Annotated in this window: 17 protein-coding genes; 12 read left to right on the top strand and 5 right to left on the bottom strand. The window is 62.7% G+C overall.

The window, feature by feature from the left end; translation table 11 throughout:
- The first annotated feature begins 14 nt into the window (after positions 1 to 14).
- The gene (locus tag OH764_RS14000; protein WP_498847204.1) at positions 15 to 3,236 is read left to right on the top strand and encodes an efflux RND transporter permease subunit; all 3,222 of its coding nucleotides are present in this window, start codon (positions 15 to 17) and stop codon (positions 3,234 to 3,236) included.
- A 1-nt stretch (position 3,237) separates the two neighbouring features.
- Positions 3,238 to 4,767: an outer membrane factor lipoprotein domain-containing protein gene (locus OH764_RS13995; protein WP_498847203.1), complete on the top strand. Its 1,530-nt coding sequence runs from the start codon at positions 3,238 to 3,240 to the stop codon at positions 4,765 to 4,767.
- Positions 4,768 to 4,930: 163 nt separating this feature from the next.
- Here the strand turns inward: OH764_RS13995 and OH764_RS13990 are convergent, their stop codons facing one another.
- Positions 4,931 to 6,340 carry a nucleobase:cation symporter-2 family protein gene (locus tag OH764_RS13990; protein WP_020069209.1) on the bottom strand — a complete coding sequence of 470 codons (1,410 nt, stop codon included), beginning with the start codon at positions 6,338 to 6,340 and terminating at the stop codon, positions 4,931 to 4,933.
- A 29-nt stretch (positions 6,341 to 6,369) separates the two neighbouring features.
- Here OH764_RS13990 and OH764_RS13985 point away from each other — a divergent pair, with 29 nt between their 5' ends.
- From OH764_RS13985 to fghA, 4 genes are all read left to right on the top strand, one after another.
- A complete protein-coding gene (locus OH764_RS13985; protein WP_498847202.1) occupies positions 6,370 to 6,747 on the top strand; it encodes a hypothetical protein in 378 nt (125 codons plus the stop codon).
- 20 nt (positions 6,748 to 6,767) lie between these two features.
- A complete protein-coding gene (locus OH764_RS13980; protein ID WP_498847201.1) occupies positions 6,768 to 8,273 on the top strand; it encodes a xylulokinase in 1,506 nt (501 codons plus the stop codon).
- A gap of 163 nt (positions 8,274 to 8,436) precedes the next feature.
- Entirely contained in the window at positions 8,437 to 9,543 is a 1,107-nt protein-coding gene (locus tag OH764_RS13975; protein WP_020069206.1) for an S-(hydroxymethyl)glutathione dehydrogenase/class III alcohol dehydrogenase, read from the top strand.
- Positions 9,544 to 9,608: 65 nt separating this feature from the next.
- Positions 9,609 to 10,460, top strand: coding sequence for an alpha/beta hydrolase family protein (gene fghA, locus OH764_RS13970; RefSeq protein ID WP_498847200.1), 852 nt, complete (start codon positions 9,609 to 9,611; stop codon positions 10,458 to 10,460).
- A 61-nt stretch (positions 10,461 to 10,521) separates the two neighbouring features.
- On the opposite strand, the gene OH764_RS13965 is transcribed toward fghA, so the two are convergent.
- The 4 genes from OH764_RS13965 to OH764_RS13950 are packed head-to-tail and all read right to left on the bottom strand — an operon-like array spanning position 10,522 to position 13,732.
- Positions 10,522 to 11,304: a metal ABC transporter permease gene (locus OH764_RS13965; protein ID WP_498847199.1), complete on the bottom strand. Its 783-nt coding sequence runs from the start codon at positions 11,302 to 11,304 to the stop codon at positions 10,522 to 10,524.
- Complete coding sequence (locus tag OH764_RS13960) at positions 11,297 to 12,265, bottom strand: ABC transporter ATP-binding protein (RefSeq protein ID WP_498847198.1); 969 nt, start codon at positions 12,263 to 12,265, stop codon at positions 11,297 to 11,299. The genes OH764_RS13965 and OH764_RS13960 overlap by 8 nt, the downstream gene beginning before the upstream one ends.
- On the bottom strand, positions 12,262 to 13,203 hold the full coding sequence (locus tag OH764_RS13955) for a metal ABC transporter solute-binding protein (protein WP_498847197.1): 942 nt from the start codon (positions 13,201 to 13,203) through the stop codon (positions 12,262 to 12,264). The genes OH764_RS13960 and OH764_RS13955 overlap by 4 nt, the downstream gene beginning before the upstream one ends.
- A 52-nt stretch (positions 13,204 to 13,255) precedes the next feature.
- Positions 13,256 to 13,732 carry a Fur family transcriptional regulator gene (locus tag OH764_RS13950; protein WP_498847196.1) on the bottom strand — a complete coding sequence of 159 codons (477 nt, stop codon included), beginning with the start codon at positions 13,730 to 13,732 and terminating at the stop codon, positions 13,256 to 13,258.
- Positions 13,733 to 14,014: 282 nt separating this feature from the next.
- Here OH764_RS13950 and OH764_RS13945 point away from each other — a divergent pair, with 282 nt between their 5' ends.
- From OH764_RS13945 to OH764_RS13920, 6 genes are all read left to right on the top strand, one after another.
- The gene (locus tag OH764_RS13945) at positions 14,015 to 14,797 is read left to right on the top strand and encodes an L-iditol 2-dehydrogenase (RefSeq protein ID WP_481368120.1); all 783 of its coding nucleotides are present in this window, start codon (positions 14,015 to 14,017) and stop codon (positions 14,795 to 14,797) included.
- An 82-nt stretch (positions 14,798 to 14,879) separates the two neighbouring features.
- On the top strand, positions 14,880 to 16,202 hold the full coding sequence (locus tag OH764_RS13940; RefSeq protein WP_020069199.1) for an ABC transporter substrate-binding protein: 1,323 nt from the start codon (positions 14,880 to 14,882) through the stop codon (positions 16,200 to 16,202).
- A gap of 189 nt (positions 16,203 to 16,391) precedes the next feature.
- On the top strand, positions 16,392 to 17,327 hold the full coding sequence (locus OH764_RS13935) for a carbohydrate ABC transporter permease (RefSeq protein WP_498847195.1): 936 nt from the start codon (positions 16,392 to 16,394) through the stop codon (positions 17,325 to 17,327).
- Positions 17,324 to 18,199, top strand: a complete 876-nt coding sequence (locus OH764_RS13930; protein ID WP_498847194.1) for a carbohydrate ABC transporter permease — start codon at positions 17,324 to 17,326, stop codon at positions 18,197 to 18,199. Before OH764_RS13935 ends, OH764_RS13930 begins: the two co-directional genes overlap by 4 nt.
- The gene (locus OH764_RS13925) at positions 18,196 to 18,897 is read left to right on the top strand and encodes an HAD family hydrolase (protein WP_498847193.1); all 702 of its coding nucleotides are present in this window, start codon (positions 18,196 to 18,198) and stop codon (positions 18,895 to 18,897) included. Before OH764_RS13930 ends, OH764_RS13925 begins: the two co-directional genes overlap by 4 nt.
- A gap of 106 nt (positions 18,898 to 19,003) precedes the next feature.
- Entirely contained in the window at positions 19,004 to 20,113 is a 1,110-nt protein-coding gene (locus OH764_RS13920; RefSeq protein ID WP_288825263.1) for an ABC transporter ATP-binding protein, read from the top strand.
- Positions 20,114 to 20,193 lie beyond the last annotated feature (80 nt).

The following is a 20,193-nucleotide window of genomic DNA, read 5'->3' as shown; positions in this document are numbered from 1 at the left end:
AGGGAGCCCGCCACATGGCAAAGTTCTTCATTGATCGCCCGATTTTTGCATGGGTGATCGCCATCATTTTGATGCTCGCGGGTATCGCGTCGGTGTTCACATTGCCGATCGCGCAATATCCGACCATCGCGCCTCCGGCTGTGCAGATCAGCGCAACGTATCCGGGCGCTTCGGCGAAGACGGTGGAAAACACCGTTACGCAGGTGATCGAGCAGCAGATGAGTGGTCTCGACCACTTGCTGTACCTGTCGTCCACTTCGGATGACTCGGGTACCGCAACCATCACGCTGACGTTCGCGGCCGGCACCAATCCTGACATCGCGCAGGTGCAGGTGCAGAACAAGCTGCAGCTCGCCACTCCGTTGCTGCCGCAAGCGGTTCAGCAGCTGGGTACGAAGGTCACGAAGTCGAGCAGCAGCTTCCTGCTGGTCATGGCGTTCGTGTCCGAAGACGGCAGCATGAGCAAGTACGACCTCGCGAACTACGTGGCGTCGAACATTCAGGACCCGGTGAGCCGTATCGACGGCGTGGGTACGGTCACGCTGTTCGGCTCGCAGTACGCAATGCGAATCTGGCTCGACGCGAACAAGCTGACCAACTTCGGCTTGACTCCGGTAGACGTGCAGACCGCGCTGCAGGCGCAGAACGTACAGGTCGCCGGCGGCTCGCTCGGCGGCACGCCGTCGGTGCCGGGGCAGGTGTTGCAGGCGACCATCACGGAAGCGACGCTGCTCAATACGCCTGAGCAGTTCGGCAACGTGCTGCTGAAGGTCAATCCCGACGGCTCGCAGGTCCGTATCAAGGACGTCGCGCGCGTCGAGCTCGGTGGCGAAAACTACAACTTCGACACCAAGTACAACGGTCAGCCGACCGCCGGCTTCGGTATCCAGCTCGCCACCGGCGCGAATGCACTCGCAACGGCGAAGGCGGTGCGCGCGAAGGTCGCCGAACTGTCGAAGTACTTCCCGCACGGCCTGGTCGTCCAGTATCCGTACGACACCACGCCGTTCGTGCGTCTGTCGATCGAAGAAGTGGTCAAGACACTGCTCGAAGGTATCGTGCTGGTGTTCCTGGTCATGTACCTGTTCCTGCAGAACCTGCGCGCCACGCTGATCCCGACCATCGCAGTTCCGGTGGTGCTGTTGGGCACGTTCGCGGTCATGAGCATGGTGGGCTTTTCGATCAACACGTTGTCCATGTTCGGGCTCGTGCTGGCAATCGGCCTCCTGGTGGACGACGCGATCGTGGTGGTGGAAAACGTCGAGCGGGTGATGGCGGAAGAGGGCTTATCCCCTCGTGAAGCCACGCGCAAGGCGATGGACCAGATTACCGGCGCGCTCGTCGGCGTGGCGCTCGTGCTGTCGGCGGTGTTCGTGCCGGTCGCGTTCTCGGGCGGTTCGGTCGGCGCTATCTACCGGCAATTCTCGCTGACCATCGTGGCCGCCATGGTGCTGTCGGTGCTGGTCGCGTTGATTCTGACGCCGGCTTTGTGCGCGACGATTCTCAAGCCGATTCCGCAAGATCATCACGAAGAGAAGAAGGGTTTCTTCGGCTGGTTCAACCGGAACTTCAACAAGAGCCGCGACAAGTATCACTCGGGCGTGCACCACGTGATCAAGCGCTCAGGCCGCTGGCTCATCATCTACATGGTGGTGATCTTCGCGGTTGGTTTGCTGTTCGTGAAACTGCCGAAGTCGTTCCTGCCGGACGAAGACCAGGGCACGATGTTCGTGCTGGTGCAAACGCCTTCGGGCTCCACGCAGGAAACCACGGCGCGCGCGCTGAAAGACGTGTCGGACTATCTGCTCAACGGCGAAAAGGCGATTGTCGAATCCACCTTCACGGTGAACGGCTTCAGCTTCGCGGGCCGCGGTCAGAACGCCGGTCTCGTGTTCGTGCGGATGAAGGACTACGCGCAGCGTCAGCACGCGGATGAAAAGGTGCAGGCGCTGGTGGGCCGCCTCTTCATGCACTTCGGCAGCTACAAGGGTGCACTCGTGTATCCGGTGAATCCGCCGTCCATTCCGGAACTCGGCACGGCTGCGGGCTTCGACTTCGAGCTGCAGGATCGCGCGGGTGTCGGCCACGAAAAGCTGATGCAAGCGCGCAACATGCTGCTGGGCATGGCCGCGCAAGATCCGACGCTGGCTCAGGTACGCCCGAACGGCCTGAACGATACGCCGCAGTTCAAGGTGAACATCGATCACGAAAAGGCCTCGGCACTCGGCGTATCGCTGTCCGCAATCGACCAGACGTTCTCGATCGCGTGGGCGTCGCAATACGTGAACAACTTCCTCGATACCGACGGCCGGATCAAGAAGGTGTACATGCAAGGCGATGCACCGTTCCGTATGACGCCGGAAGACCTGAACAGCTGGTACGTGCGCAACACGGCAGGCGGCATGGTGCCGTTCTCGGCGTTCGCAAGCGGCCAGTGGACCTATGGTTCGCCGAAACTCGAGCGTTACAACGGTATCTCCGCGGTGGAAATCCAGGGCGCGGCGGCACCGGGCAAGTCGACGGGCCAAGCGATGACGGCAATGGAAGCGCTCGTGGCGAAGCTGCCCGCGGGTGTCGGCTACGAATGGACAGGCCTGTCGTTGCAGGAACGCCAGTCCGGTTCGCAGGCGCCGATTCTGTACGGCATCTCGATCCTCGTCGTGTTCCTGTGTCTCGCGGCGTTGTATGAGAGCTGGTCCATTCCGTTCTCCGTGATCATGGTGGTGCCGCTCGGCGTGATCGGCGCATTGCTGGCCGCCACGCTGCGTGGGCTCGAGAACGACGTGTTCTTCCAGGTCGGTCTTCTGACAACAGTGGGGCTCTCGGCGAAAAACGCGATTCTAATCGTCGAATTTGCGCGCGAATTGCAGCTGAGCGAGGGCATGGGTCCGGTCGAGGCCGCGTTGGAAGCGGCACGTCTGCGACTGCGTCCGATTCTGATGACGTCGCTCGCGTTCATTCTCGGCGTGATGCCGCTCGCGATCAGTAACGGCGCGGGCTCGGCGAGCCAGCACGCAATCGGTACGGGCGTGATCGGCGGTATGTTGACGGCGACCTTCCTCGCGATTTTCATGATCCCGATGTTCTTCGTCGTGATCCGCGCGAAGTTCGGCGGCGAGAAGGAAGACCCGGACGCGGCGCTCGCACACTACAACGAGCACCATCCGCATGATCCGCAAGGTGGCGGAGCGGCTGGCGGTTCCGACACCAATGGCTCGGGCAAGGACGGACATTGAGATGCAAAAACACTCTTTGATTGCAGTGGCGGTCGCGTTCCTCGCTGCCGGTTGCACGATGGCGCCGAAGTACGAACGCCCCGCCGCGCCGGTGACGAGCACGTTCCCGACCGGCGGCGTGTATGACACGCAGCCGGGCGCAACGCAGCCTGACGGCTCCGGTGCGCGCAGCGCGAACGGCCTGGCGGCGGCCGACATTGGCTGGCGCGATTTCTTCATCGATCCGCGCATGCAGCAGTTGATCGAGATCGCGTTGAAGAACAACCGCGATCTGCGCGTGTCGGTGCTGAACATGCAGGCGTCGCAGGCGCAGTTCCGGATCGTTCGCGCGGGGCTGTTCCCGACGCTCGACGCCGCGGCATCGCAAAGCAAGCAGCGGACGCCGAAAGATCTGACGGTGTTTGGCAATACGATCTCGAATTCGTATTCGGTCGGCCTGAACGCATCGTGGGAAATCGACTTCTTCGGGCGTATTCAAAGCCTGAAGGACCAGGCGTTGGCTCAGTACCTGGCCACGGCTCAAGCGCGCAAGGCGGCTGAAATCGCGTTGGTCTCGCAGGTGGCGGATCAGTACCTGACGGTGCTCGAACTCGACGATCTGCTGAAGGTCACGCAAGGCACGCTCAAGACCGCGCAGGAGTCGTATCGCATCACGAAGCTGCAGTTCGACAACGGCACGGGCTCCGAACTCGATGTTCGCCAGGCGCAGACCGTGGTCGAGCAGGCAGAGGCGGCCCTGCAAGCGCAGGCGCGTCTGCGGGCCCAGGCGGAAAACGCGCTGGTGCTGCTGGTCGGCGAGCCGTTGCCCGCCGGCCTCGCGCCCGGCCTCTCGTTGAACGACCAGAATCTGCTCACGGATATTCCGGCGGGTCTGCCGTCCGATCTGCTGACTCGTCGTCCCGATATCATGGAGGCCGAAGAGAATCTGCTTGCGGCCAATGCGAATATCGGCGCTGCGCGCGCGGCCTTCTTCCCGAAGGTTTCGCTCACGGGTAGCTTCGGCACGCTGAGCCCGACGCTCGGCGGCTTGTTCAAGCCGGGTTCGGCAGCGTGGAGTTTCGCGCCGTCGATCACGCTGCCGATTTTCGAAGGCGGTCAGAACCTGGCCAACCTCGATCTCGCGAATATCCAGAAGAACGTCCAGATCGCCACGTACGAAAAGGCGATCCAGACGGCCTTCCGCGAGGTAGCAGACGCGCTCGCCGCGCGCGGCACATACGATCAGCAGATCCAGTCGCTCGAGCGCAACGCGTTTGCAGAACAGCGCCGGCTCGATCTGTCGAATCTGCGCTATACGAACGGGGTCGACAGTTACCTCGCGGTGCTGACCGCGCAGACCGCTTTGTATTCGGCGCAGCAGTCGTTGATTACCGCGCGCATGGAGCGTCTGCAGAACCTGGTGACGTTGTACCAGGCGCTCGGCGGCGGCTGGATCGAGCATAGCGGCGATCAGCCGCGTCCGGCCGACGCACCCGTCGACTACGGTGCGGCAAGTGCGCCGGCAGCGGCTTCCGCTGCGACCGCCGGCTGACTGTTAAAGCAGGTCGACGGCTAAGCGACCCGAGAAAAAAACGCCACGGCATGCCGTGGCGTTTTCTTTTACAGCGGTGAGCGGAACGAGCAGGGCGCGCCTGCTTGCGAGGCATTGCAAAAAAACCCAAGGCTTCACCGATTCAACGTCGGCTCCCTCACTTTCAATGCAGGTCCGCCGCGCGCAGCATTTCGTCGCGAGGTTGATCGTTGCCGCCGCGTCCGTCGAAATCGTGGCCGGCCTTGCGGATTTCGCACTGCGCCTTCTTCTCGCTTTTGACGCCGTTGAAAATCAGATTCAGCACGACCGCGGATACCGAAGCCAGCAGGATTCCACTATGCAGCAGCGGTGACAGCGCGGGCGGCAGTCTCGAGAAGAAGTGCGGCGACACGACCGGTACCAGTCCCAGCCCGATACTCACCGCAACGATGAACAGGTTGTGGTGATTCCTTACGAAGTCGACCTTCGACAGCACCTTGATGCCATTGGCTGCGACCATGCCGAACATCACAATGCCCGCTCCGCCGAGTACGAAAGCCGGCACTGACGCGACCACTTGCGCCATCTTCGGAAACAGGCCGAGCAACACGAGGATCACGCCGCCCATCGCGCAGACAAAGCGGCTCTTCACGCCCGTGACGCCGATCAGGCCGACGTTCTGCGAGAACGACGTATGCGGAAACGAGTTGAAGATGCCGCCGATCAGCGTGCCGAGTCCGTCCACGCGCAGGCCGCGCACTAGCGCTTTCTGATCGACCGGACGATCGACCATATCGCCGACCGCGAGGAACATGCCCGTGGATTCGATGAAGGTAACGAACATCACAGTGACCATGGTCGCAATCGACAACGGATCGAAGTGCGGCAGGCCGAAGTGGAACGGCATCACGAAGCCGACCCACGGTGCGTGCGTGACGCCTTCCATGTTGACGCGGCCGAGCGCCAGCGCGATCACGAAGCCCGCGACAATGCCCAGCAGTACGGAAATATTCGCAATGAATCCCTTGGCAAACTTGTTGATGAGCAAGATCAACATCAGCACGAGCAGCGACAGCCCGAGGTAGACCGGGTTGCCGTAGTCCGGATTGCCCACGCCGCCGGCCGCCCAGTTGATGCCGACGCCCATCAGCGACAGCCCGATCACCGAGATCACCACGCCGATCACCACCGGTGGAAAGAAGCGCAGCAGCTTGCCCACAGCCGGCGCAAGCAGGATGCCGATCACGCCGGCGGCAATCGTCGAGCCGAAGATGTCGAGGATGCCGAGCGACGGATTCGTGCCGATCGCGACCATCGGACCGACTGCGGCGAACGTGCAGCCCATGATGACCGGCAGCCGGATGCCGAAAATCCACAATCCGAGCGTCTGGATCAACGTGGCGATGCCGCACGAGAACAGGTCGGCACTGATCAGAAACGCGATCTGGTCTTTCGGCAGTTTCAGCGCGGCGCCGACGATCAGCGGGACGGCGACAGCGCCCGCGTACATCACCAAAACGTGCTGGATGCCGAGGGTGAGCAACTGGCCCGCAGGCAGCCGCTCGTCGCACGGGTGAACCGTGTTCGATTGCATAACGTCTCTCTCCACAATCTAGTTTTGGGATGGACTCCAAGGTATCGGGGACGAAAAAGCGCAACAAGACCGCTGGGGCCTATTCCGGCATTCCCGGTGACGATATGCGCAAGCCCGTTTTGAAAGACGGAATCGACGAGAGCGGCGGGTTCATCGGCGGTCAGCCCCTTGCAGCCGCGATGCGCGCGCGGTTGTGCGCATGCCCGAGCCGCCGCGATATATGTGAGAATCGATCAGGTGTATCCGGGCTGGCACATAGTCGTGTTTTCACGAAACTCGCCGCCGACCGGGGTTTACCCGCAATCTGGCCGCTTTGCGCATGCGGCAGCCCTTGGTTTGCACACATCGCGCGACTGGCAAAAGTCGGCGCTCACAGCACGGTTTGCGTGCTCTCACTGACACCCTAACTGACGACGCTCCATCACTCATGAGCTTTCTCGGCATCGACCTCGGCACCGGCTCCCTCAAAGTTGCAATCGTCGATGACGACGGCCATGAACAGGCCGCCGCGAGCGTCGCTTATCGCCTTGAGACGCCGCACGCCGGCTGGGCGGAGACGTCGGTGCAGACGTGGTGGCGCGCGCTGTGCGAAGCGGCTGCCCGCTTGCCCGACGGCTTGCGTCGCGAGGTCAAGGCGATCGGCTTGTCGGGGCAAATGCACGGCGTCGTGTTGATCGACGAAACCGGCAATGCCGTTCGGCCTGCCATGCTGTGGCCTGATACGCGCGCGTGGACTTTGCTCGACGCGTGGCCCGAGCCGCAGCCCAACCCGGTGGCGCCAGGCATGGCCGGTCCGTTGCTCCGCTGGATCGTGTTGCATGAACCGGAGTCCGCGCGCCGTACCCGCTGGGTATTGCAACCAAAAGACTGGCTGCGCGTCGCGCTGGGCGGGGCGGTCGCAACCGATCCGTCGGACGCCTGCGCGACCGCGCTCGCCGATCCTGACGGCACGTGGGACGCGGCGCTGGCCGAACGGCTCGGCATTCCGCACGAGTGGTTCCCGCCGTTGGGGCCGTCTTATGCAGCCGCGGGCGTGTTGTCGCAGAGTGCGGCGCAGGCGCTGGGTTTGCGCGCGGGGATCGTGCTTGCGACGGGTGCCGCCGACACCCCATGCGCTGCGCTAGGCAGCGGCATTGCACGCGACGGCGACGCGCTTCTGACGACGGGCACCGGTGGTCAGATCGTCGTACTCGCCGAGCATGAGCCGCAGGCGGTGAAAGGCTTGCATCGTTATCGCGCGGCGAGCGATCACTGGTATCGGATGGCGGCCATGCAGAACGTAGGCATTGCGCTTGAGCGGGCGCGCGGATGGCTATGCTACGAATGGAGCGACGCCTATGCCGAAGCGTTCGGCGAGCACGCAAACCACGGCTCCGACATCGACGCTAACGCTCACGCCAACGCCGCCGCAGCGACAGCGCCGCTGACCTTCCTCCCGTACCTCACAGGCGAGCGCACACCGTGGCTCAATCCTGCGGCGCGCGGCGGCTGGCTCGGCCTTGCTCTCGATCACACGCGCGGCGCGATGATGCGCGCCGCGTTCGAAGGCGTCGCTTTTTCGCTGCGCGCGGGGCTCGATGCGGTCCGCGCGAGCGGCGCAACAGTGACGTCATTGAAGCTTGCCGGAGGCGGTTCCGTCGATGCCCGCTGGCGCCAGTTGCTTGCCGATGCGCTGAATGCGGAACTGCACGCGGTCGACTGTCCAAATGCCGCCCCGCGCGGTGCGGCCATTCTAGGTGGCATTGCAAGCGGTCACTGGCATGTGCACGATCTCGCTGCGCTCGCGCCTGGTGCGACACACGTGGCGAGCCCGCGAGGCGATCGCGCGCTCGCTGAACGCTATGCACGTTTTCTGGATCTGTATGGTCGCGTCGAAACGTGGTTCGACGCACCCGCGGCGCCTGATGAGCAGAGCGGTAATGTCACCTGCTGACAATGCCGCGACGCACTTTGCAATACCATGACGCTTTTCATGCGTTAGCCTGTAGCTCGCGCGGCGCAGGCATCGGCCGCAGCATGATCCCCGTATATTCGCGCGTCGCCATGTTGCAGGCCTCGACGCGCGTCGCATTCACAGACTCACAGGAGCATTCACGATGAAGACCAAAGCAGCAATCGCATGGAAAGCCGGCGCACCGTTGACGATCGAAGAAGTCGATCTCGAAGGACCGCGCGCAGGCGAAGTCCTGATCGAAGTGAAAGCGACGGGCATCTGCCACACCGACTACTACACGCTCTCGGGCGCCGATCCCGAAGGCATCTTCCCGGCGATTCTCGGCCACGAAGGCGCGGGCGTGATCGTCGATACGGGTCCGGGCGTCGGCACGCTGAAGAAGGGCGATCACGTCATTCCTCTTTACACGCCGGAGTGCCGTCAGTGCAAATTCTGTCTGTCGCGCAAGACCAACCTGTGTCAGGCGATCCGCTCGACGCAAGGCAAGGGCCTGATGCCCGACGCCACGTCGCGTTTCTCGCTGGACGGCAAGCCTTTGTTCCACTACATGGGCACGTCCACCTTTTCGAACTACATCGTCGTGCCGGAGATTGCGGTTGCCAAGGTGCGTGAAGACGCGCCGTTCGACAAGATCTGCTATATCGGCTGCGGCGTGACGACGGGCGTCGGCGCGGTCGTGTATTCGGCGAAGGTGGAAGCGGGCGCGAATGTGGTCGTATTCGGGCTCGGCGGCATCGGTCTGAATGTGATTCAAGGCGCGAAGATGGTGGGCGCGGACAAGATCATCGGTGTGGACATCAATCCGGGCCGCGTGGAACTCGCGAAAAAATTCGGCATGACGCACTTCATCAACCCGAACGAAGTCGAGAACGTGGTCGATCACATCGTGCAGCTTACCGATGGCGGCGCGGATTATTCGTTCGAATGCATCGGCAATACGAAGGTGATGCGCCAGGCGCTCGAATGCACACATAAGGGTTGGGGTCAGTCGTTCATCATTGGCGTGGCAGCGGCGGGCGAGGAGATCAGCACACGTCCGTTCCAGCTCGTCACGGGCCGCGAGTGGAAGGGCTCCGCATTCGGTGGCGCGCGTGGCCGCACCGACGTGCCGAAAATCGTCGACTGGTACATGGAAGGCAAGATCAACATCGACGATCTCATCACGCACCGTCTGCCGCTCGAGCGCATCAACGAGGGCTTCGACCTGATGAAGAAAGGCGAGTCGATCCGCTCGGTCGTGCTGTATTAACTCGGCTCAATCAAAGCGACTCAATGAAAGCGACTCAATGAAAGCGACCAACAAGGAGCAAGACGATGCTTAAGCTACTGTCGTCGCACGCCTGTCATGGCGGCGAACAGCGCTTTTACCGGCACGAGTCGCGGACCGTCGGCCTGCCCATGCGCTTCTCGGTGTATCTGCCGCCGCAGGCCCTGCAGCCAGATGCGAAGGTGCCCGCGCTGTTTTATCTCGCGGGGCTCACCTGTACCGAAGAGACGTTTCCGATCAAGGCCGGCGCGCAGCGCTTCGCCGCGCAACATGGCGTTGCGCTCGTCGCGCCGGATACGAGCCCGCGGGGCGCGGGCGTGCCGAACGAGAGCGCCGCGTGGGACTTCGGCGTGGGCGCGGGCTTTTACGTCGATGCAACGCAGGAGCCGTGGGCGCGGCACTACCGGATGTACTCATACGTGCGCGACGAGCTGCGCGAAACGGTGCTGAAGGAACTGCCCGTCGACGGCTCGCGGCTCGGCATCTTCGGGCATTCAATGGGCGGTCACGGCGCGTTAATGATGGCGCTGCGCAATCCGGACATCTATCGCTCGGTATCGGCCTTCGCGCCGATCGCGGCGCCCACGCGTGCCCCTTGGGGCGAGAAAGCGTTCAGCGGCTATCTCGGCGAGGACCGCGAGACGTGGAAGGAATACGACGCAAGCGAACTCGTGCGGCGCGGATCGCGCCAGTTCGCAGAGGGAATTCTGGTCGATCAGGGACTGGCCGACCAGTTTCTCGCCGAGCAGTTGTACCCGGACGTGTTCGAAGCGGCATGCCGTGAGGCGGGCCAACCGCTGACGTTGCGCCGCCATGCGGGCTACGACCACGGCTATTACTTCATCTCGACCTTCATTCAGGACCACATCGCGCATCACGCGAAGGTCCTGGTCGGCTGAAATCTTTTGTACCGATGGCGGCGCCGTTGCGGGCCGCCATCCCCATCTAGCGCCTTTGGGTTTAGCGGCGCTTCAGCAGACTTCCGCCATACACCACCGCCGACAGCGCAGTGATCCAGAAGCTGGTCGGCCAATCGGTATAGAACGCGAGCGTCACGCCGAGCCACGCCTGCAGCAACGCGAACCCGGCGGCGAGCACCAGACCGGCGGAAAGCCGCGTCGTCATGTTTTGCGCGGCGGCGGCCGGGCCGACCATCAGCGTGAAGACCAGCAGCACGCCGACGATCTGCGTGCACGCGGCCACTGCGAGCGCGGCAATCGCGAGAAACAGCACCGACACGAGACGCAACGACACGCCCTTTGCTTCGGCCAGTTCAGGCTGCAGCGAAGCAAACAGCAACGGGCGCATGATTGCCGCGAGCGCGAGCAGGCTGACTACGCCCAAGGCGGCCAGCACAGCGAGCGTCGACTCGTTTACGCCGAGCACGTTGCCGAACAGCAGCGCTGTGACCTGCGTCGCGTAGGCGGTGAAGAAGTGCAGAAACAGCAGGCCGAAGCCGAGCGACAGCGACAGGATCACGCCGATCGCCACATCGCGTCCGGCAAGGCGCTCGCCGAGTGCGCCCATGCCGATGCCGGCCGCGAGCGTGAAGCCGACCATGCCCCAGATCGGCGAAATACCGATCAGTACGGCGCCGGTCGCGCCAGTGAAGCCGACGTGCGAAAGCGCGTGGCCGGCGAAGGTCTGTCCGCGCATCACGAGAAAATAGCCGACCACGCCCGCGAGCACCGCGACGATTCCCGACGCGGCGAACGCGTTCACCATGAAGTCGTATTCAAACATCGTGCTTATGTCCGTCGCGTGAGTCGTGCTGGTGTGAATGGCCGTGCGCGGGTCCGTGCGAGGTTCCGTGCGAATGACCACGGGAATGCGAGTGGCCGCCGTTCCCGTCGTGTTCATGTTCGTGATCGTGCTTTTCTACTTCGACGCCGCCCGACATCACGAAGATGCGGCCGTTCACGCGCATCACGTCGATGGGTGAACCGTAGAGGCGCGACAGCACGGGCCGGGTGATGACCTCGTCGACGGTGCCGAGCGCGGCCACGCCGCTGCCGAGGTACAGCACGCGATCGAGCGAGTTGAGCAGCGGATTGAGTTCGTGCGCCGAGAACAGCACGGCAATGCCGAGTTCCTGCTGCACGCGCCGCACGAGTTCGACGACGCTCTTCTGATGATGGGGATCGAGGCTGATGAGCGGTTCGTCGAGCAGCAGCAGTTTCGGCGCGCCGAGCAGACATTGCGCGAGCAGCAGGCGCTGCCGCTCTCCGCCTGAGAGTTCGGATAACGGGCGCTCGGCGAGTTTTCGGCCGTCGACCAGTTCGAGCACGCGCTCGACGTCCGCGCGCGTCCTGGCGTCTGCGTGCGGTAGTCCCCAACGGTGGCCGTCGGCCGCCATTGCCACGAAATCGCGGCCACGCACGCGCCGTCCGGCGAGCGCGCTGCGCGTTTGCGGCATATAACCGATCGACGAGTTGCCACGCTCAACCGGCTGCCCCAGTACGCGGATCGAGCCGCTTGCCGCCGGTACGAGGCCGAGCACCGCGCGCATCAGCGTGGTCTTGCCGGCGCCGTTCGGCCCCAGTACGCCGATGAATTCGCCCTGATTTACGACGAAGCCGGCATCGCGCAAGATCGTGCGGTCGCCGAGTTCGAGCGTGACGTGATCGACTTCGAGCACGGGCGCGCGGCTCATACCTGCACTTGCTGACAGATTGGCTGGCGTACTGCGGCCAGTGACATTCATTGCGTTTTTCCTTTGACGCTGGCCGCCGCCGCATTCGCGCCGGCCGCGCCGCCTTGGGCGAGCGCTGCGCCGAGCGCGTCGAGCTGCGAAAGCATCCACGTCTGATACGTCTTGCCCGCGGGCTCGGTCTCGGTGACGCTCATGGTCGGCACCTTCGATTGCTGCGCGAGCTTCAACATGCGTTTGGTCAGAGCCTCGGTTGCCTGGCTGTTATAGATCAGCACGCGCACGCGCTTTTCACGCAGATCGCGTTCGAACGCGGCGATGTCGGACGCGCTCGCTTCGGTTTCGTTCATGGCCGCCAGCTGAAAGCGCATGTTGCGCATGCTCAGCCCGATTGAGTCCGACATATAGCCGAACACCGGCTCGGTTGCCGTGACCGGCGTGCCGGCATAGCGCGCATGCAACTCCGCAACCTTCGCCTCCACCGGCTTCAGCGAATCCAGAAACTTCGCGAGATTCGCATCGTACGCCGACTTGTGCGCCGGGTCAGCCGCGACGAGCGCCTCGTTCACCGCGCGCGCCACCTTGGGCATGGTCGACGGGTCGTACCAGAGATGCGGATTGTCGCCGCTCTTCTTGCCGGTAAGGTCGGCCGCGACGATCGTCGCGCGCTTCGTGCCTTTCGAAGCCGCCAGCAGTTTCACCATCCACGGATCGTAGTCGGCACCGTTGTAGACCACGATGCTCGCGTGTTGCAACGCGCGAGCCGTCTTCGGGCTGGCTTCGAACAGATGCGGGTCCTGGTCCGGATTGCTGAGAATGCTCGTCACGTCGACGCTCTCGCCGCCGAGCTGCTGCACCACGTCCCCATAAAAGTTTTCCGCGGCGACCACCGGGATTTTCGCATCCGCGGCGAATGCTGCCTGGCTTAACGCGAAGGCGGCTGTAACCGCGGCGACATACTTCGAGAACAACCTCGTGCCGGTCTTTTTCATTATGTGTCCTGCTGCGTGAGGGTTGAATGAATGGCAAACGTGAAGCGATGGTTCATGTGGACGCAGTGGCGCGCGTCGCGCGTGCGCACCGTGCGCAAAGGCCGCTCAATTCGACGACCGCACGATGTACCTCGAAGCCGTGTGCCGGCGCACTATGCGACAACTGCCCGGCGAGGGCGTCGCCCGGAATCTCGACGGTCGCCCCGCAGCGGTCGCACATCAAAAACTGGCTGCAGTGCGGCACGCCGACCTCGCAGCAGGCGACAAACGCGTTCTTCGACTCGATGCGATGCACGAAGCCATGCGCGAGCAGAAAATCGAGCGCGCGATAGACCGTGGTGGGCGGTACGCGGCCGCGTTCGGGTTCGAGCGCGGCGAGCAACTCGTAGGCGCCGACAGGCCGTTCGCTCGCGACAATCGCCGCATACACCTGACGCCGCAGCGGCGTCAGGGCCAAGCCGTGCAACGCGGCATGCGCTTCGGCATGCGCAAGCCGCACAGCATGATGTTCTGCAGTCGATGTAGTCATCAGCGCGGATCTCCTTGTCGGTGACGTCAGGCGGATGTAAGGGCGGCTCGTGACGCGAGGTCGCAATGATATAACGTATCTTGTTTTTTTGTCACCGGTCGGACCCGAGAGCGCTGCAACCGTCGGGCGCGCTCGTTCCGCGCTGCACCATCGAAATCTGAGAGAGCGCCTTGACATGACCGGGTGCGTATCCGATCATTCGATCACAAACAGAGCAATTGATCGCGCAATGAGCGTTCGCTCACCGCGCCTCCAAAAAGCGAAACGAATCGGAGACAAAGCGTGTCGGCACGATTGCAAGACAAGGTGGCCATCCTGACAGGCGCGGCAAGCGGAATCGGCGAAGCCGTGGCGCGGCGTTATCTGGACGAAGGTGCGCAATGCGTGCTGGTGGACGTGAAGCCGGCTGACAGTTTCGGCGACGCGCTGCGCGCCGCATACGGCGAGCGCGTGCTCACGGTCAGCGCGGACGTCACTCGCCGCGAGGACATCGAGCGGATCGTGGCGAGCACGCTGGAGCGCTTCGGCCACGTGGATATCCTGTTCAACAATGCGGCGCTGTTCGATATGCGCCCGATCCTCGACGAATCGTGGGACGTGTTCGACCGCCTCTTCGCGGTCAACGTGAAGGGCATGTTCTTCCTCATGCAAGCCGTCGCACGGCAGATGGTCGAGCAAGGCCGCGGCGGCAAGATCATCAATATGTCGTCGCAAGCTGGGCGGCGCGGAGAAGCACTCGTGTCGCATTACTGCGCGACAAAGGCGGCCGTCCTCAGCTACACGCAATCTGCTGCATTGGCGCTCGCGCCGCACAAGATCAACGTGAACGGCATCGCGCCGGGTGTCGTCGATACGCCGATGTGGAAAGAAGTGGATGCGCTTTTCGCCCGCTATGAGAACCGGCCGCTCGGCGAGAAGAAGCGCCTTGTCGGCGAAGCGGTGCCGCTTGGGCGCATGGGCGTTCCCGACGATCTGACCGGCGCGGCACTATTCCTCGCATCCGCGGATGCTGACTACATTACGGCGCAAACCCTGAACGTCGACGGCGGAAACTGGATGAGTTGAGCGGCTGAACCCGCGTTATCCAGCGTCATTTTCGTAGAACAAACGCAGCATCACATAACGCACGAGAAAGGAGACAACACACATGAAACCAGCCCTCAAATCCGCGCTCAAGGCGGTTAGCGCAGGCGCCGCTGCATGCTTCGCGCTGAGTGCGTCGGCGGCCACGGTGACGATCGCGACGCTGAACAATCCGGACATGATCGAGCTGAAGAAGCTGTCGCCCGAATTCGAAAAGGCGAATCCGGACATCAAGCTGAACTGGGTGATTCTCGAAGAAAACGTGCTGCGTCAGCGCGCCACGACGGACATCACCACCGGCAGCGGCCAGTTCGACGTGATGACGATCGGCGCGTATGAAACGCCGCAGTGGGGCAAGCGCGGCTGGCTCACGCCGCTCACGAACCTGCCCGCCGATTACGATCTGAACGACGTCGTGAAGACGGCCCGCGACGGCCTCTCTGCCGGCGGCCAGTTGTACGCGCTGCCGTTCTACGTCGAAAGCTCGATGACGTACTACCGCAAAGACCTATTTGCGGCGAAGGGCCTGAAAATGCCTGATCAGCCGACCTACGACCAGATCGCGCAATTCGCCGACAAGCTCACCGACAAAGCCAACGGCATGTACGGCATCTGCTTGCGCGGCAAGGCGGGCTGGGGCGAAAACATGGCGTATGGCACGACCGTGGTGAACACGTTCGGTGGCCGCTGGTTCGACGAAAAGTGGCACGCGCAACTCACTTCGCCGGAATGGAAGAAGGCGATCACGTTCTATGTCGATCTGTTGAAGAAGAATGGGCCGCCGGGAGCGAGCTCGAACGGCTTCAACGAAAACCTGACGCTGATGTCCTCGGGCAAGTGCGCAATGTGGATCGACGCGACGGTGGCCGCGGGCATGCTGTACAACAAACAGCAGTCGCAGATCGCGGACAAGGTCGGTTTTGCCGCGGCGCCAATCGCGGTTACGCCGAAGGGTTCGCACTGGCTGTGGGCGTGGGCGCTCGCAATTCCGAAGTCCTCCAAACAGGCTGACGCAGCGAAGAAGTTCATTACGTGGGCCACGTCGAAGCAGTACATCGAGCTCGTCGCGAAAGATGAAGGCTGGGCATCGGTGCCGCCTGGAACGCGCCAATCGACGTACGCACGTCCCGAGTACAAGCAGGCCGCGCCGTTCGGCGACTTCGTGCTCAAGGCGATCGAAACGGCCGATCCGGAGCATCCGACGGCGAAGCCCGTGCCGTACACCGGTGTGCAATTCGTTGGGATACCTGAATTCCAGTCGTTCGGCACCGTTGTCGGTCAAAGCATCTCCGGCGCAATTGCCGGTCAGATGACGGTCGACCAGGCGCTGGCGGCAGGCCAGGCCACCGCGGATCGCGCGGTGAAGCAGGCCGGATATCAGAAGTAACGAAGAGTAGATCGGAAAGCTCGCCACTGCAGTTACGTGGCGCGTGCCGGCTGACGCCCGTCGGCCGGCTCACGCAGCACAGCGGGCCGTCACGGCCGCGCATACGCCGCAACGCCGACTCGTCTTCATAGCGATATGGCGATTCATGCGGTTCGTGCCGCCCGCGCATTACCGAACAGGTGGTCAATCATGCGTCCTCTGCGCCTACCTCTCATGCATGCCCATCCCCAGACAGAAAAAGAACGTGAAGTCCGCAAAGCCAATTCCGCGCGCTGGCTCGTGTCGCCGTCGGTCTCGGTGCTGTTGCTGTGGATGACGATTCCGCTCGCGATGACGATCTGGTTCTCGTTCTCGCGCTACAACCTGCTGAATCCCGACCTGAAGGGTTTCGCCGGTTTCGACAACTATCAGTTTCTCGCCAGCGATCCGTCGTTCGGCCCGTCGATCGGCCACACGTTGCAACTGATCGTGTCGGTGCTCGTGATCACGGTGGTTGGCGGCGTGCTAATGGCGATCCTGTTCGACCGCAAGTTCTACGGGCAGGGCGTCGCGCGGTTGCTGGCCATCGCGCCGTTCTTCGTGATGCCTACGGTGAGCGCGCTGATCTGGAAGAACATGATCCTGCATCCGGTCTACGGCCTCGTCGCGAGCGGCATGCGCGCGATTGGCCTGCAGCCGATCGACTGGTTCGCCGAGTATCCGTTGACTGCGGTCATCATGATCGTCGCGTGGCAATGGCTGCCGTTCGCGTTTCTGATTCTCTTCACGGCGATCCAGTCGCTCGATCAGGAGCAGAAGGAAGCGGCGCGCATCGACGGAGCGGGTCCATTCTCCATGTTCTTCTACATCACGCTGCCACACCTGAAACGTGCGATTGCCGTGGTGGTGATGATGGAGACGATTTTCCTGCTGTCCATCTTCGCCGAAATCTATACGACGACCGGTGGCGGTCCCGGCACCGCGACCACCAACCTGTCGTACCTGATCTATTCGCTCGGCCTGCAACAGTTCGACGTCGGTCTCGCCTCGGCGGGCGGCATTCTCGCTGTCGTGCTGGCCAATATCGTGTCGTTCTTCCTCGTGCGGATGCTCGCGAAGAACCTCAAAGGGGAGTACGAAAAATGAGCCAGGTTGTCTCTACTCCGGCGTCTACCACGGCGCCCATGACCGTGCCGGCGAAGTCGCCGTTCGCCGCGATCCGTCGCGGCATTCCCGGCGTGCTCGCCTGGCTTGTCGCGCTGCTGTTGTTCTTCCCGATCTTCTGGATGACGATCACCGCATTCAAGACGGAACAGCAGGCGTACTCGTCGTCGCTATTTTTTACGCCGACGTTCGACAGTTTTCGCGAGGTATTCGCGCGCAGCAACTACTTCTCGTTCGCGTGGAATTCGATCCTGATCTCGGTCGGCGTGACGGTTCTGTGCCTGATTCTCGCCGTGCCGGCGGCATACGCAATGGCGTTTTTCCCGACACGTCGCACGCAAAAAGTGCTGCTGTGGATGCTCTCGACCAAGATGATGCCGTCGGTCGGTGTTCTCGTGCCGATCTATCTGCTCTGGAAAAACAGCGGCTTGCTCGATACGGTTTCAGGTCTCGTGATCGTCTATACGCTGATCAATCTGCCGATTGCGGTGTGGATGTCTTTCACGTACTTCGCCGAAATTCCACGCGACATTCTGGAAGCGGGCCGTATCGACGGCGCGGCGACCTGGCAGGAAATCGTCTATCTGCTGATGCCGATGGCGCTGCCGGGGCTCGCTTCCACCGCGCTACTGCTCGTGATCCTTTCGTGGAACGAAGCATTCTGGAGCATCAACCTGTCGAGTTCCAACGCAGCGCCGCTCACGGTTTTCATCGCGTCGTACTCCAGTCCTGAGGGCCTGTTCTGGGCCAAGCTGTCCGCGGCTTCGCTGCTTGCGGTGGCGCCGATCCTGATCGTCGGCTGGCTCTCGCAGAAGCAACTCGTGCGCGGCCTCACGTTCGGGGCGGTCAAATGACGGCAGGCACCAGTGCAGGAAATTTCGCGCTGATCTGCGATTGCGACGGTGTATTGATCGACAGCGAGGCGGTGGCTGCGCGCATGCTCGTGCATGAGCTTGAAGCGCGCTGGCCGGGCGCCAATATCGAACCGGTCGTGCTGCCGTTACTCGGGTTGCGCATCGAAAAAGTGCTGGAAGGCACGGCGATGCAACTCGGCAGAAGCCTCGGCCTCGACGACATCGACGCGATCCGCCGGTCCGTGGAAGCAGCGGCGATGCAGGCGCCGGCAGTGCAGGGCATCGAGCAGGCGCTGGCGCAGGTCCCGCTCATCAAAGGTTGCGCGAGCAACAGCTTTCGGCCTTACGTGCAGACCGTTCTTGCGCGTACTGGGCTCGTGAGATTTTTCGGCGACCGTCTGTTTTGCGCCGATAGTGTGGCCAATCCGAAGCCCGCGCCCGATGTCTATCTGGCGGCGGCGAAGGGTTTGCGGCTCGCGCCTGCTGCATGCCTCGTGGTCGAGGACAGCGTGACCGGCGTCACGGCGGCGAGCGCGGCAGGAATGACTGTGCTGGGATTCATCGGCGGCGGTCATGCGAGCGACGCGCAAATCGACAAACTGCATGCGGCCGGTGCCCGGCATGTATTCGACGACATGCATCAGTTGCCGGAGCTGGTCGCGCAGTGGACGTTGAGCGCGACGGCCGCGGCGCCGTAAGCGCGGGCGGCGCGACGCACGACGAACGTGCGACCAGCGCGGCGGCAACGAGCAAACGCAACATGGCAATAGACAAGCAACACACAGCATTACACGGAGACACATCATGGCAAGCGTAACTCTGCGCAATATCCGGAAGGCCTACGACGACACCGAAGTGATGCGCGACATCAACCTCGACATCGCGGACGGCGAATTCGTCGTGTTCGTAGGTCCGAGCGGTTGCGGTAAATCGACGCTGATGCGGATGATCGCCGGCCTCGAAGACATCAGCGGTGGCGACCTCACCATCGACGGCACACGCATGAACGATGTGCCGCCCGCGAAGCGCGGTATTGCGATGGTGTTCCAGTCGTATGCGCTATATCCGCACATGACGCTGTACGACAACATGGCGTTCGGCCTGAAGCTCGCCGGCACGAAGAAGCCGGAGATCGACGCGGCCGTGCGCAACGCGGCAAAGATCCTGCATATCGATCATCTGTTGGACCGTAAGCCCAAGCAACTATCGGGCGGTCAGCGCCAGCGCGTCGCAATCGGCCGCGCGATCACCCGCAAGCCGAAAGTGTTTCTGTTCGACGAACCGCTGTCGAATCTCGACGCCGCGTTGCGCGTGAAAATGCGGCTGGAATTTGCGCGCCTGCATGACGAACTGAAGACCACGATGATCTACGTGACGCACGATCAGGTCGAAGCGATGACCCTCGCCGACAAGATCGTCGTGCTCTCTGCGGGCAATCTCGAACAGGTCGGCAGTCCGACCATGCTGTATCACGCGCCGGCCAATCGATTCGTCGCGGGTTTCATCGGCTCGCCAAAAATGAACTTCATGGAAGGCGTCGTGCAATCGGTCACGCACGACGGCGTGACAGTGCGCTATGAAACCGGCGAGACGCAGCGCGTCGCGGTAGAGCCTGGCGCGGTCAAGCAGGGCGACAAAGTGACCGTGGGCATCCGCCCCGAGCACTTGCATGTCGGTATGACGGACGACGGTGTATCGGCCCGCACGATGGCCGTCGAATCGCTCGGCGACGCAGCGTATCTGTACGCGGAGTCGAGCGTCGCGCCGGACGGTCTGATTGCACGCATTCCGCCGCTTGAACGTCATGCGAAGGGTGAGACGCAAAAGCTCGGCGCGACGCCCGAGCATTGCCATCTGTTCGATAGCGAAGGCAAGGCGTTCCAGCGGAAGATCGTCGAAGTATTGGCGGCTTGACGTGGCGGGAAGGCGCGAGTGCGGCCTTCCTGCTGTTTGTTTCAACGATACGGCGGCCTGCGCGTGTGGTCCGCGCTGAG

The organism is Burkholderia sp. M6-3 (assembly GCF_050858985.1).
Lineage (GTDB): Bacteria > Pseudomonadota > Gammaproteobacteria > Burkholderiales > Burkholderiaceae > Paraburkholderia > Paraburkholderia caledonica.
Note: the sequence above shows the minus strand (reverse complement) of the source record. Positions and strands in the feature narration are given on the sequence as shown.

Bases quoted from the DNA above. Each gene is read 5' to 3' on its own strand.
- OH764_RS13995 (WP_498847203.1), top strand. From the start codon at position 3,238: ATGCAAAAACACTCTTTGATTGCAGTGGCGGTCGCGTTCCTCGCTGCC.
- OH764_RS13975 (WP_020069206.1), top strand. From the start codon at position 8,437: ATGAAGACCAAAGCAGCAATCGCATGGAAAGCCGGCGCACCGTTGACG.
- OH764_RS13990 (WP_020069209.1), bottom strand. From the start codon at position 6,340: ATGCAATCGAACACGGTTCACCCGTGCGACGAGCGGCTGCCTGCGGGC.
- OH764_RS13965 (WP_498847199.1), bottom strand. From the start codon at position 11,304: ATGTTTGAATACGACTTCATGGTGAACGCGTTCGCCGCGTCGGGAATC.
- OH764_RS13920 (WP_288825263.1), top strand. From the start codon at position 19,004: ATGGCAAGCGTAACTCTGCGCAATATCCGGAAGGCCTACGACGACACC.
- OH764_RS13935 (WP_498847195.1), top strand. From the start codon at position 16,392: ATGCGTCCTCTGCGCCTACCTCTCATGCATGCCCATCCCCAGACAGAA.
- OH764_RS13930 (WP_498847194.1), top strand. From the start codon at position 17,324: ATGAGCCAGGTTGTCTCTACTCCGGCGTCTACCACGGCGCCCATGACC.
- OH764_RS13985 (WP_498847202.1), top strand. From the start codon at position 6,370: ATGGACTCCAAGGTATCGGGGACGAAAAAGCGCAACAAGACCGCTGGG.
- OH764_RS13950 (WP_498847196.1), bottom strand. From the start codon at position 13,732: ATGACTACATCGACTGCAGAACATCATGCTGTGCGGCTTGCGCATGCC.
- OH764_RS14000 (WP_498847204.1), top strand. From the start codon at position 15: ATGGCAAAGTTCTTCATTGATCGCCCGATTTTTGCATGGGTGATCGCC.
- fghA (WP_498847200.1), top strand. From the start codon at position 9,609: ATGCTTAAGCTACTGTCGTCGCACGCCTGTCATGGCGGCGAACAGCGC.
- OH764_RS13960 (WP_498847198.1), bottom strand. From the start codon at position 12,265: ATGAATGTCACTGGCCGCAGTACGCCAGCCAATCTGTCAGCAAGTGCA.
- OH764_RS13955 (WP_498847197.1), bottom strand. From the start codon at position 13,203: ATGAAAAAGACCGGCACGAGGTTGTTCTCGAAGTATGTCGCCGCGGTT.
- OH764_RS13940 (WP_020069199.1), top strand. From the start codon at position 14,880: ATGAAACCAGCCCTCAAATCCGCGCTCAAGGCGGTTAGCGCAGGCGCC.
- OH764_RS13980 (WP_498847201.1), top strand. From the start codon at position 6,768: ATGAGCTTTCTCGGCATCGACCTCGGCACCGGCTCCCTCAAAGTTGCA.
- OH764_RS13925 (WP_498847193.1), top strand. From the start codon at position 18,196: ATGACGGCAGGCACCAGTGCAGGAAATTTCGCGCTGATCTGCGATTGC.